General features: G+C 40.4%; 12 protein-coding genes, 1 other RNA gene and 1 other annotated feature. Of the genes, 12 read left to right on the top strand and 1 reads right to left on the bottom strand.

Annotation, left to right across the window (positions count from 1 at the left end; all coding sequences use genetic code 11):
• Nucleotides 1-109 precede the first annotated feature (109 nt).
• From AB1K80_RS04485 to AB1K80_RS04525, 9 genes are all read left to right on the top strand, one after another.
• Nucleotides 110-280 (top strand): YrzK family protein, encoded by a 171-nt coding sequence (locus tag AB1K80_RS04485; protein WP_412855424.1) that lies wholly within the window; start codon nt 110-112, stop codon nt 278-280.
• 57 nt (nt 281-337) lie between these two features.
• Nucleotides 338-575: a binding site (T-box leader), on the top strand.
• A gap of 70 nt (nt 576-645) precedes the next feature.
• Nucleotides 646-1,920, top strand: a complete 1,275-nt coding sequence (hisS, locus tag AB1K80_RS04490) for a histidine--tRNA ligase (protein ID WP_412855425.1) — start codon at nt 646-648, stop codon at nt 1,918-1,920.
• Nucleotides 1,921-1,938: 18 nt separating this feature from the next.
• Nucleotides 1,939-3,711: an aspartate--tRNA ligase gene (gene aspS, locus AB1K80_RS04495; RefSeq protein WP_412855426.1), complete on the top strand. Its 1,773-nt coding sequence runs from the start codon at nt 1,939-1,941 to the stop codon at nt 3,709-3,711.
• Between the two features lie 78 nt (nt 3,712-3,789).
• A non-coding RNA gene (gene ssrS, locus AB1K80_RS04500) (6S RNA) lies at nt 3,790-3,971 on the top strand.
• Between the two features lie 92 nt (nt 3,972-4,063).
• Nucleotides 4,064-4,828 carry a ThiF family adenylyltransferase gene (locus AB1K80_RS04505; RefSeq protein WP_412855427.1) on the top strand — a complete coding sequence of 255 codons (765 nt, stop codon included), beginning with the start codon at nt 4,064-4,066 and terminating at the stop codon, nt 4,826-4,828.
• A gap of 397 nt (nt 4,829-5,225) precedes the next feature.
• Complete coding sequence (locus AB1K80_RS04510; protein WP_412855428.1) at nt 5,226-6,872, top strand: T7SS effector LXG polymorphic toxin; 1,647 nt, start codon at nt 5,226-5,228, stop codon at nt 6,870-6,872.
• 16 nt (nt 6,873-6,888) lie between these two features.
• Entirely contained in the window at nt 6,889-7,197 is a 309-nt protein-coding gene (locus AB1K80_RS04515; protein ID WP_412855429.1) for a hypothetical protein, read from the top strand.
• Nucleotides 7,198-7,293: 96 nt separating this feature from the next.
• Nucleotides 7,294-7,632, top strand: a complete 339-nt coding sequence (locus tag AB1K80_RS04520) for a hypothetical protein (protein ID WP_412855430.1) — start codon at nt 7,294-7,296, stop codon at nt 7,630-7,632.
• A 123-nt stretch (nt 7,633-7,755) separates the two neighbouring features.
• Nucleotides 7,756-8,094 carry a hypothetical protein gene (locus AB1K80_RS04525; protein ID WP_412855431.1) on the top strand — a complete coding sequence of 113 codons (339 nt, stop codon included), beginning with the start codon at nt 7,756-7,758 and terminating at the stop codon, nt 8,092-8,094.
• 92 nt (nt 8,095-8,186) lie between these two features.
• On the opposite strand, the gene AB1K80_RS04530 is transcribed toward AB1K80_RS04525, so the two are convergent.
• Entirely contained in the window at nt 8,187-9,452 is a 1,266-nt protein-coding gene (locus tag AB1K80_RS04530) for a replication-associated recombination protein A (RefSeq protein ID WP_412855432.1), read from the bottom strand.
• A gap of 208 nt (nt 9,453-9,660) precedes the next feature.
• Between AB1K80_RS04530 and cymR the strand changes: the two genes are divergently transcribed.
• The 3 genes from cymR to mnmA all read left to right on the top strand — a co-directional run bounded on the left by cymR (nt 9,661) and on the right by mnmA (nt 12,454).
• Nucleotides 9,661-10,080 carry a cysteine metabolism transcriptional regulator CymR gene (gene cymR / locus AB1K80_RS04535; RefSeq protein ID WP_412855433.1) on the top strand — a complete coding sequence of 140 codons (420 nt, stop codon included), beginning with the start codon at nt 9,661-9,663 and terminating at the stop codon, nt 10,078-10,080.
• Nucleotides 10,081-10,098: 18 nt separating this feature from the next.
• The gene (locus AB1K80_RS04540) at nt 10,099-11,241 is read left to right on the top strand and encodes a cysteine desulfurase family protein (RefSeq protein WP_412855434.1); all 1,143 of its coding nucleotides are present in this window, start codon (nt 10,099-10,101) and stop codon (nt 11,239-11,241) included.
• Between the two features lie 94 nt (nt 11,242-11,335).
• Nucleotides 11,336-12,454: a tRNA 2-thiouridine(34) synthase MnmA gene (mnmA, locus tag AB1K80_RS04545; protein WP_412855435.1), complete on the top strand. Its 1,119-nt coding sequence runs from the start codon at nt 11,336-11,338 to the stop codon at nt 12,452-12,454.
• The last annotated feature ends 8 nt before the right edge of the window (nt 12,455-12,462 follow it).

A 12,462-nucleotide genomic window follows, 5' to 3' on the forward strand; every position in this document is an offset into this window, starting at 1 on the left:
CAATGACTGTTAATTCGTTATGTAATCGTTGAAATCCTTGTCTTTTCCCTCATAAAAAAGAATCAATCTGTTTATACTAAAGAAAAATGTGATAAAAGGATGTACAAACATGAGATTAAGCAGGAAATTAGGACGAGTGCAATATAATGGACATCGCGATATAGATCGTTGGCAGCACGACGAAATCGATCAACCAGGCTTCCTTGAAGAGACCGCAGCTGAATACGGATGCACCTCAAAAGAAGAGCTGGAAAAGAAAAAGAGGCACTACAAGGGTTGACAGATAGCAGTACCGACCTTATTATAATATAAATCAACACACTTGAAAATTTAAAATGTGGAACTGATGATAGAGCATAGTAGGATAAATAGCGTGAGCAGAGAGGAATCGCCTAGGCTGAAAGCGAATCCGCATGGCATTTATCACGAAAGAACACTCTGTAGGTTTCCTGCTGAACACTCTGAAAATGAGTCATTAGGTGGAGAACGTGAATCTGCGTTAAGGATTTGAGCGGGAACATGTAAGATGATGTTCCAACTAGGGTGGCACCACGGGTATAACTCTCGTCCCTACTATACACATAGTAGAGGCGGGGGTTTTTTATATGTCCACATAAAAAAATGATGGTCGTAGGAGGACGAAAAATGAGTTTTAATATTCCAAGAGGCACACAGGATATTTTACCGGGAGAGTCAGAACGCTGGCAATATGTTGAACAAATTGCGAGAGAGACATGTGCAGCTTTTCAATACAAAGAGATTCGCACGCCGATTTTTGAGCATACGGAACTGTTTGCACGAGGAGTAGGCGAATCGACAGATATCGTTCAAAAAGAGATGTATACATTTGAAGATAAAAAAGGGCGCAGCATCACACTTCGCCCAGAGGGAACAGCCTCAACGGTTCGTTCTTATGTTGAAAATAAATTATTTGCACAGCCGGCGCAACCAACAAAGCTGTATTACATTGGCCCGATGTTCCGCTATGAGCGTCCGCAAACGGGAAGATACCGTCAGTTTTATCAATTTGGGATTGAAGCGATTGGTTCAAAAGATCCTGCCATTGATGCTGAAGTCATTTCACTGGCGATGAGTGTATATGAGAAAGCGGGTTTGTCCAACTTAAAGCTTGTCATCAACAGCCTTGGTGACAAAGAAAGCCGTGCAGACTACCGTAAAGCCTTAGTCGAGCACTTTGAACCAAGAATTGATGAATTCTGTCATGACTGTCAAACTCGTTTACATCAAAATCCGCTTCGTATTCTTGATTGTAAAAAGGATCGTGACCACGAACTGATGGCAACGGCTCCATCCATTCAGGATTACTTAAATGAGGAATCACGGACTTATTTTGAAAAGGTCAAAGAATATTTAACAGGTATCGGCATTGACTATGTCGTTGATCCAAATTTAGTGCGCGGCCTTGATTACTACAACCACACAGCATTTGAGATTATGAGCAATGCAGAAGGCTTTGGGGCGATTACAACTTTAGCCGGTGGAGGTCGTTATGATGGACTCGTTGAAGGAATCGGTGGCCCTGAATCTCCAGGTATCGGTTTTGCGATGAGTATTGAGCGTTTCCTATCGGCGATTGATGCTGAAAAGATTGAACTTCCAGTACAAGATGGCATTGACTTATACATTGCCGCACTAGGTGATGAAGCAAAAGATTACGCCGTTTCATTATTAAACCGCCTGAGAAAAGAAGGCATTTCAAGCGAAATGGACTATACAGGAAAGAAACTAAAAGGACAATTTAAAGCGGCTGATCGTTTAAAAGCAAGGTTTATTGCGGTTCTTGGTGAAGATGAACTAGCGCAACAAATTGTGAACGTAAAAGATTCGACAACAGGTGAACAGATTGAAGTGAAGCTTGATGAGCTGATTCAATTGATGAAAGCCCACAAGAAAGCGTAAAGAAGGAGTGGAATGTTTGTGTTTGGTAGAACTTTTTATTGTGGAGAAGTAACAGAAGACCAAATCGGTCAAACTGTAGAATTAAAGGGTTGGGTTCAAAAAAGACGTGATCTAGGTGGTTTGATTTTTATTGATCTGCGTGACCGTTCAGGGATTGTACAAGTTGTCTTTAACCCAGACCATTCAAAAGAGGCGCTTGAGACAGCAGAAGCGATTCGAAATGAATTTGTCCTAGATATTAAAGGAAAGGTTGTGGCAAGAGATGCATCAACCATAAACCCAAATTTAAAAACAGGTAAAATTGAAATTCAAGCAGAATCAGTTCAAGTCATTAATGAAGCGAAGACGCCTCCATTTATGATTTCAGATCAAGCAGATGAAGTATCAGAAGATGTCCGGTTAAAATACCGATACTTAGATCTCCGCCGCCCAGCGATGTTTGACACGATCAAGATGCGACATGAAGTGACGAAAGCATTCCGCCATTTCTTAGATGACAACGGCTTTCTTGATATTGAAACGCCAATTTTAACAAAAAGTACGCCAGAGGGTGCACGTGACTATCTTGTTCCAAGCCGAGTACACGAAGGTGAATTCTATGCCCTTCCTCAGTCTCCGCAATTGTTTAAACAATTGCTGATGGTGTCGGGAATGGATCGTTATTATCAAATTGCCCGCTGCTTTAGAGATGAAGATTTACGTGCTGACCGTCAGCCAGAGTTCACTCAAGTCGATATTGAAATGTCCTTTATGAGTCAAGAAGAGATCATGGGCCTTGCGGAAAAGATGATGGCAAAAGTGATGAAAGATGTGAAAGGCGTTGACCTTACATTGCCACTGCCACGTATGACGTACGATGAAGCAATGAACTCTTACGGATCAGATAAACCGGATACGCGCTTTGAGATGAAGCTTGTCAATATCTCAGATACTGTGAAGGATTCAGATTTCAAAGTCTTCAGTGGTGCTGTGAAAAATGGTGGAACGGTCAAAGCCATCAATGTGAAGGGCGCAGCCGCTAACTATTCAAGAAAAGACATTGATGCCCTTGGCGTATTTGCCGCTAACTATGGAGCAAAAGGTCTTGCATGGCTGAAAGCTGAAGGAACTGAATTAAAAGGTCCAATTTCGAAATTTTTCGATGAGACGAAACAAGCAGAATTAAAACAGCAATTACAAGTAGAAGAGGGAGATCTTTTACTCTTTGTCGCTGATAAAACGTCTGTTGTGCATGATGCTCTTGGCGCACTTCGTTTAAAACTCGGAAAAGAACTGGATCTCATTGATGAGACTGTCTATCACTTCCTTTGGGTGGTCGATTGGCCGTTACTTGAAAAAGATGAAGAAGAAGGACGCTTTTATGCTGCCCATCATCCATTCACGATGCCAGTTCGTGACGATCTAGAGTTCATTGAAACGAGACCAGAAGATATGAAAGCCCAGGCATATGACCTTGTGCTAAATGGTTATGAGCTTGGCGGAGGATCGATTCGTATTTTTGAGAAGGACATCCAAGAAAAAATGTTTGGATTACTTGGTTTCTCGAAGGAAGAAGCATACGAACAATTCGGTTTCCTTTTAGATGCATTTGAGTATGGTGTTCCTCCGCATGGCGGAATTGCCCTTGGTCTTGACCGCTTAGTGATGCTGCTTGCGGGGCGTTCTAACTTAAGAGATACGATTGCTTTCCCTAAAACAGCAAGTGCTAGCTGTGTGCTAACAGATGCCCCTGGTGAGGTAAGCCAAGCACAGCTTGAAGAGCTAAATTTAGCAATTCAAACAAAAAAGTAAAATAGTAAAAAAGGCGCATCATGATGGGCATGTAAACGCTTGAAAAAATACATTTGCCTATGATATGCTTTCATCAATCAAGTCCTGATACGTACGGTGGTTACCTAGTTTTGACCGAACATTCTCTTATATGGGAGCTCGACTTTCCTTTCTGCATACATGCCTCAACAGAGGACTTATAAGGTGAGGAAGAAAGCACCCACCTGCATTGTGCGGGGTTCAAAACGAAGGAAACAGCTGGCGGCGTGATCGGGACTTTTTTGTGTTTTTTTCTGTTGGACGATGATGACGTGGAAGTCTGAATATGATATGATTCTTTCGATTCATTTTAAATAAAGGTGGAGTGAGGCACTTGTTACATCAGTTTTCAAGAAATGAGCTTGCGATTGGCAAGGAAGGCTTAAATATATTAAAAAACAGTACTGTTGCAGTGCTTGGTGTGGGTGGCGTCGGTTCATTTGCAGCTGAAGCGCTAGCTCGCTCAGGCGTTGGACGTATTGTTCTTGTTGATAAAGATGATATTGATATTACAAATGTGAACCGTCAGCTACCAGCACTTTTGTCAACGGTTGGTCAGCCCAAGGTTGATTTGATGAAAGCGAGAATCGCTGATATTAACCCGGAATGTGATGTTGTCGCATTAAAGATGTTTTATACAGAAGAAACATACGAACAATTTTTTGACTATCCGCTTGATTATGTCATTGATGCGTCAGATACGATTTATTACAAAATTCACTTGATGAAAGAGTGCTTAAAGCGCAATGTGAAGATGATCTCCAGTATGGGTGCTGCAAACAAAACAGACCCGACACGCTTCAAAATTGATGATATATCGAAAACCCATACAGACCCAATTGCAAAAGTTGTTAGGACCCGTTTACGCAAAGAGGGGATCCGTAAGGGGATTCAAGTCATTTTCTCTGACGAAAGCCCAATTGTGATTCGTGAGGATGTTAGAAAAGAAGTTGGGAATGATGAAGCGACCATTCGTAAGGCAAAAATGCCGCCATCATCCAATGCATTTGTCCCATCTGTTGCAGGGCTCATTATGGGTGGTCATGTCATTATGGACCTTTTAAAAGACATCAAGATTACACGTGTGAAGGATAAATAAAAAACCCGCCTGCCTAGAGACAGTGTTAAAAAGATACTAACAGCCTGAGTCCTGCATGATATGGGCTCAGGTTGTTAAACTAATTTGAAACCGTTGATGGTTGGAAAAATGAATATATTAACATACTGCTACGAGAACTGCTGCAGCTGTCTCGAATGAATATCAATACATACACTCAGTTTTAAAATGGCTTCTAAAGCCCTTTTGTCCCTCTCCCTCAAAGTAATTACCCCATCTCCTTACTTGGTTTTTGTTTGATAAACCATATTTCTCATCTAGTCTATATCGCCTATGCAAATCGATTCATTTTTGTGGAAATTCAGGAATTACTCCTCAGTTAATCTCCATCTAGTGTTAAACTCTCTATTGATTGCAACCAGCATTAAAGGAGATTGTCATGAAAACGTTAGATGTTCATGCTTTGAATCAAGCAATTGATCAAACACTGACACAGTTAAAGCAACAATCACAGGATTTCAAATCCCTAGAAAAACAAATCAATCAAATCATCTCATTAGATGGCGCACTAAAGGGAAAAGCTGGAGAAGCGATAAAAGCCTTTTATACGGAGTGTCATATCCCCTTTTTGAAATTCTTTCAAGACACTATTGAGGAATACAGCGCCGCGCTCAAAAAGACAAAGGAAGAGCTTCACGCATTTGAATCAAACGAAAAGGGCTTTATTTCACAAGCGTTTATGGCGGAAGAGCTTTATCCAGATTTAACAAGTGCCAAACAAGGCGTCTCTGATATCGTATCAGATGTCGACGAAGCGATTGACAGAGTCAGGCATATTATCAATTTACCAAAGATAGACGAGTCTGCTTTTCGGGAGAGCTATCAAAAAGCTTGGACGAACATGTCGAAAACCATTGAATCACTTTATACCTTTGACAGAGAACAAGCCAGTGCTTTGAATGAAACCAAGAGCTCCATTGAAACAATGAAGGAATACATGGATGTCCTTGGAAGCATGTTTACCGGTCCTAAAATCGAGATCACTAGCTATCAAAAAGGCTCTATCCTCGAGGATGATACAGAAGACAAAAAAATCAGTAGTAACCTAAACGAATTGGACAAAAAAGTAAACAATCCCGATGAAAACCCGATGATGGTTATGCTGAAGAAGCTGAATGAAAAAGAGCAATCGAAGGTGGATACGGTGGTTCGAAATGAGAACCATCGAAATATCCAAAAACAAGTCAAAGCAAACGACCCATCGCTTACGCCATTACAAAGAGAAGCCGCGTTCGCAAAAAAACGGAAATCTGGAGACATCAGAGTCGTTAATGGTAAACTACACAATGTAAAAGGCATCAAAAAACTACAAGAATTCGATATCGCAGATGAAGTCGTCACAGACCCATCAGACATTGATTTTATAGGCGGTCGATATGCCGTTTACGCCAATAAGCAAATCATCCGAACTTATATTGCAAACGGTGAAAAAATAATAGAAGAAGTCGACAAGATCCCAGATAGCCGAAGCAATGGAAACGCTAAACCCTTACTAGATAATGAATTTCTCTCAGAAAACGAAGACATCATCTTGGAATACAGTGGCATCAATGACGGCTTCCGAGCTGTGACAGGCAAAGACCCTGAAACATTTGAGAAAGTGTCTGTTAAGGATCGTGTTTGGTCGGGGATGAGTATAGTACCTGTCGCGAAGATTAAATATGTATTTACATTACTTAAAGGTGAGAAAAAAGTTAAGAAGGTTGAGAAGACGGCTAAGAGTACTGTTAAATCTGTTTCTAATATGAATGAGTTTTTCGATATGGAATTTGGAAAATCAATAAGTAATTTCTTATCAAAAACAAAAGTAAAGTATGACGGAGAATCCATTTATAAGGTAAATAAGAAAACTGATAACAAATATCTGAAAAAAGGTTATGGAATTTACCTTGACGCATTACATAAAGATCATATAGAAGTAATTGATAAAACAGGAAATGTGAAGTACGTTTTGAACTTAGATGGAACATTAAACACTAAGAAGACTAAGAATGCACTTGGACGATTTATTAAGGGATATAAATAACGGGGGGTATTTAATAATGGATAAGAAGTTAGAAGGTATATTGGACATACTAGATAAACTTAATTCAAGCACTAATATTGTAAATAAAGATGATTTAGATGAACAGTATGAGAATCTTGAGGATTTTAGGATATTAACCAAAGATTTAGATATTATATTAAATAATTTCGATTCATTGGATAAGAACAATGGAGATGAAATAGAGAATATGTTATTTGAGATTCATAGAATTATGACAACGTTTGAATGGCATTTCTCAGAAATCAGTGATTTAAACACAACAATTTTAAAAGTTTATCAAGACAAAATCGATGATAATCATTAAAAAGAATCCTAAGTGTTTTGTATTTCTCTTAATGGAAAAACGGCGCTCATATAGTACCACCAGTGCCTTTAAAACCATAAACTAAGGTGGATTCAAATGGGATATGATCCATTAATTTCAGCATTACGAAAATATAAAAATAACTATTTGATAATAGAATGGAAAAATGGTTTAAAAGTTATTGGAGAACCTGACACACTTTTTGAAACAGATAACGGATTGGAAGATGATGATGACAATTATACAGAATACTATGCTGTTGCATTTAGGGTAATAGAAGTTTTGATCCGGCCTGCTCATAATGAAAGCACTGTATATAATTGGATTAATACAGGAAAAAGCTCATTAGTAGAAATTTCTCTTTATAAAGAGCCACCAAATACAGTATATTTAGCAGACGGCCAGAAAATATGGGAATTGGACAGTAATAAATAACAAAGAAAAGCCCCTCCATATCGGAAGGGCTTTTCATGTAGTGTTTTACGTTTCTTTTAATGGAAAAGACTTGCGCTCATATAGTTCCAACAAAACCAATACCATAAAAAAGGATTGATACTTATGGAATATAACTCTTTAATCAAAGTATTAGATAAATATGGTATCAATGAATTGCGATTAGATTGGAAGAACGGATTACAGATTATCGGAAAGCCAGATGTACTCTATGAAACAGATAATGGGTTAGAAGATGATGATGTAAATTACACAGAATATTACGCGGTTGCCCTTATTGTCAAGGATATTATAACCCGCCCGACTCAAAATGAAGGAAGAGTATCTGATTGGGTGATACAAGAAGGAAATTCTTATGTGGAAATTTCACTTTATGATGATCCACCTAATGCAGTTTATTTAGCAGACGGTCAAAAATTATGGGAATTAGACAGTGATGAATAATAAAGAGAAGCCCCTCCATAGTATGTCATCAGATTAGTATGCTTTCTTTTTTCATCTACTATGGGGGGCATATCAAAACAGGGAGGCTTATTTTATTTTTGGCGTTTTAAATTTTCATAAACTTGCTTCAACGCACCTTCAAATTTTCCTGTCTGCTTCGGTTGATAGTACTGTTTGTTTTTCAGCGGATCAGGCAAGTACTGCTGTTTCACCCAGCCATTCTCATAATCATGTGGATACAAATAATCCACGCCTCGTCCAAGTGCCGTTGCGCCTTTGTAGTGGGCATCCTTTAAATGAAGTGGCACTTCACCAATTTTGCCGGATCGGACGTCGTGTAATGCTGCATCAATCGCGATATATGCCGAGTTCGATTTTGGAGAAAGGCAAAGCTCGATGACGGCATTCGCTAGTGGGATACGTGCTTCTGGGAACCCAATTCTCTCAGCTGTTTGCACGGCATTTAACACGCGAGGCCCTGCTTGAGGGCTTGCAAGACCGATATCCTCGTACGCCATCACAAGTAATCGTCTTGAAATGCTTTCAAGGTCTCCAGCTTCAATCAGTCTGGCAAGGTAATGAAGGGCTGCATCTACGTCAGAGCCACGAATGGATTTTTGAAAAGCTGACAGAACATCATAATGCGCGTCTCCATTTTTATCGTGTGAAAAGCTCTTTTTCTGTAAACATTCTTCAGCTGCAGCAAGTGGAATGAAGATGTGTCCAGATTCGTCTTCCTTTGTTGATAAAACGGCTAATTCAAGTGCGTTTAAAGCAGAGCGAACATCTCCCCCGCATCCATTCGCTAAATGATTCATCGCCTCATCATCGACAGTCACAGAATACCCGCCAAGTCCACGATGTTCATCGGTTAAAGCCCTTGTTAAGGCGACTTTGATTTGTTCTGTTTCAAGCGGTTTTAACTCAAATATTTGCGTTCGGCTGCGTATAGCAGGGTTGATGGCATGATAAGGATTGGCTGTTGTAGCGCCAATCAAGATGATCATGCCATTTTCTAAATACGGAAGGAGAAAATCTTGTTTCCCTTTATCCAGTCTGTGCACTTCGTCTAAAATTAGGATCACACGCCCACTCATTTTCGCTTCAGCAGCAACGGCTTCCATATCTTTTTTGTTATGAATCACCGCATTTAATGTGCGAAAAGCAATGCTTGTACTGCCAGCTATTGCAGTGGCAATGGAAGTTTTGCCAATGCCGGGCGGTCCGTATAAAATCATCGAGGACAAATGTTTTGCCTCTACCATTCGATGTATAATTTGACCTTCTCCAACGAGATGCTCCTGCCCAATGATGTCTTCAATATGACTAGGGCGCATCCGATAAGCTAAAGGTTTCATGATTATCTCTCCTAAAGCAATGTCTTGTTTGTATAGCGTACCTAAATTTCTTCAAATAGAAAAGGGATGTGCCCGAAATGAAGCAAAGAACGCGCAAATGAAAGTTGAATCATATTGTGATATAATTGCTCTTGGTCTATTTATCAGCGTATATGAAATCAGAAAATATAATTGATGACATAGAATAGAAAACGCAGAGGTGTTTAACGTGAAAATTTCAACTAAAGGCAGATATGGTCTGACGATCATGATAGAATTAGCCAAAAAATATGGCGAAGGCCCTACATCACTCAAATCAATCGCTCAAAACAATGATTTGTCTGAGCATTACTTAGAACAGCTTGTCTCTCCTCTTCGCAATGCACGTTTAGTAAAAAGTATTCGCGGCGCATACGGTGGGTATGTACTTGCACATGAACCGAATGAGATTACAGCCGGTGATATCATTCGTGTGTTAGAAGGACCGATTAGTCCTGTTGAAGTCATTGAAAACGAAGAACCAGCAAAGCGTGCGCTGTGGATTCGCATACGAGATGCAGTAAAAGATGTTCTGGACAATACAACTCTTGAAGACTTGGCAAGCTACACAGATGACGGGGATCAAGACGCGTATATGTTCTATATTTAAATCAGAGGTGTACCGGAAATGGAACGGATATATTTAGATCATGCGGCCACAACGCCAATGGATCAGCGGATTGTGGACAAGATGTTGCCATTTTTTACAGATGTATTTGGAAATCCCTCAAGCATTCATTCATATGGGCGTGAGGCAAAAAAGTGGCTCGATGAAGCGAGAGAAGTGATTGCAGGAGAATTGCACTGTAAACCACAAGAGATCATTCTTACAAGTGGGGGAACAGAGGCAGATAATTTGGCGATCACAGGAGTTGCCATGGCGAGGCAACATGAAGGAAAACATATTATCACGGTCAAAACAGAGCATCATGCCGTGTTGCATACGTGCGAGCGCTTAGAGAAGCTCGGATTTGACGTGACATATATAGATGTTGACCAAACGGGATTGATTGATATGGATCAATTCAAACAAGCGTTAAGAGAAGATACCATTCTCGTGACCATCATGTATGGCAATAATGAAACAGGTGTGATTCAGCCAATCAAAGAAATTGGTGAACTGTTAAAAGATCATGCTGCTTATTTTCATACAGATGCTGTGCAGGCTTTTGGGACCATCCCAATCCATGCAAAAGACCTTCATATCGATCTTTTATCAGCGTCTGGTCATAAGCTAAATGGTCCAATGGGGACAGGCTTTTTATACATGAAGGAATCTGTGAAACTGTCGCCGCAAATATTCGGCGGTGAACAAGAAAGAAAACGTCGTGCCGGAACTGAAAATGTGGCTGGTGTCGTTGGACTGGCAGAGGCTGTTCGACTCACAAAGCAAAATAGAGGAGAAAACGCAGTGCATTATGGTAAGCTCAAACACATCATGCTTCAAGTGTTTGAGGAGGAGTCTATTCCTTTCTCTATCAATGGACACCCAACGCAAACATTGCCACATATTTTAAATGTTCATTTTCCGGGGGTTTCGATTGAATCATTACTTGTGAATTTAGATATGGAAGGAATCGCTGTTTCAAGTGGATCTGCCTGTACGGCTGGGTCTGTCCTTCCTTCGCACGTGTTAAGTGCCATGTATGGCGAGGAAGCAAAAGAGCTGACGTCCTCAGTGAGAATTAGCTTCGGTCTTGGAAACGAAGAAGACCATGTAAGGCAAGCGGCATTGAAAATGGCAGCAGTTGTGAAACGTCTTACCACCTAAATGGTTTCCTTCAATTCTTGTGTGAAAAATGAAACAGCCCAAATTATAAGAACGAAACACGCACGCTGTTTCATTGAAATGGGAGTTGATGAAAATGACAAAAAGACCAGAAGAAACAAGAGTTGTGGTCGGGATGTCTGGAGGAGTCGATTCATCAGTAGCGGCTCTATTATTAAAAGAGCAAGGCTATGATGTCATCGGCATATTTATGAAAAACTGGGATGACACAGATGAAAATGGTGTATGTACAGCAACGGAAGATTATGAAGATGTCATTCGTGTGTGTAACCAGATCGGAATCCCTTACTATGCAGTGAATTTTGAGAAGCAATATTGGGACAAAGTGTTTCAATACTTCCTTGATGAATATAAAGCCGGTAGAACACCAAATCCAGACGTCATGTGTAACAAAGAAATAAAATTCAAGGCCTTCTTAGAGCATGCGCTATCGCTCGGTGCTGACTATTTGGCTACAGGCCACTATGCTCGAATTGATCGAACTGGTGATGAAGTCAAAATGCTAAGAGGTCTTGATGCGAACAAAGACCAGACCTATTTTTTAAATCAGCTGACACAAGAACAGCTTGATAAAGTGATGTTCCCAATCGGTGATTTAGAAAAAAGCAAAGTTCGTGAATTGGCGAAAGAAGCGAATCTCGCAACAGCCACGAAAAAGGATTCCACGGGCATTTGCTTTATTGGTGAAAGAAACTTTAAGACGTTCCTTAGTCAGTACTTGCCTGCACAGCCTGGCGAGATGCGGACAATGGACGGAGAAGTGAAAGGGAAACATGATGGCCTGATGTATTACACGATTGGTCAACGTCAAGGACTTGGTATTGGCGGAAGCGGTGATCCTTGGTTTGTTGTTGGAAAGGATTTGGAGCAAAATGTCTTGTTTGTTGAACAAGGCTTCCATAATCCACTTTTATATTCTGAAAGTATTTCAGCTGTCAATATTAGCTGGACGCGTCCGGGTCTAGTAGACGAAAATGGTGAATTAACATGCACAGCCAAATTCAGGTACCGTCAAGAAGATCACCATGTTCAAGTGAAAATGACAGGTGAACAAGAAGCGATGGTCATCTTTGAAGAACCCGTTCGTGCTGTTACCCCAGGACAAGCGGTTGTCTTTTATGATGGCGATGAATGTCTTGGTGGCGGTACAATTGACGATGTGTTCAAAGACGGTGAAAAGCTGTCGTATGTGTAACATGTTTA

Origin of the sequence: Bacillus sp. 179-C3.3 HS (assembly GCF_047229225.1) — a bacterium.
Taxonomy (GTDB): Bacteria; Bacillota; Bacilli; order Bacillales; family Bacillaceae; genus Bacillus.

Bases quoted from the DNA above. Each gene is read 5' to 3' on its own strand.
- hisS (WP_412855425.1), top strand. From the start codon at position 646: ATGAGTTTTAATATTCCAAGAGGCACACAGGATATTTTACCGGGAGAG.
- AB1K80_RS04520 (WP_412855430.1), top strand. From the start codon at position 7,294: ATGGGATATGATCCATTAATTTCAGCATTACGAAAATATAAAAATAAC.
- AB1K80_RS04540 (WP_412855434.1), top strand. From the start codon at position 10,099: ATGGAACGGATATATTTAGATCATGCGGCCACAACGCCAATGGATCAG.
- AB1K80_RS04510 (WP_412855428.1), top strand. From the start codon at position 5,226: ATGAAAACGTTAGATGTTCATGCTTTGAATCAAGCAATTGATCAAACA.
- AB1K80_RS04530 (WP_412855432.1), bottom strand. From the start codon at position 9,452: ATGAAACCTTTAGCTTATCGGATGCGCCCTAGTCATATTGAAGACATC.
- mnmA (WP_412855435.1), top strand. From the start codon at position 11,336: ATGACAAAAAGACCAGAAGAAACAAGAGTTGTGGTCGGGATGTCTGGA.
- AB1K80_RS04515 (WP_412855429.1), top strand. From the start codon at position 6,889: ATGGATAAGAAGTTAGAAGGTATATTGGACATACTAGATAAACTTAAT.
- AB1K80_RS04525 (WP_412855431.1), top strand. From the start codon at position 7,756: ATGGAATATAACTCTTTAATCAAAGTATTAGATAAATATGGTATCAAT.
- AB1K80_RS04485 (WP_412855424.1), top strand. From the start codon at position 110: ATGAGATTAAGCAGGAAATTAGGACGAGTGCAATATAATGGACATCGC.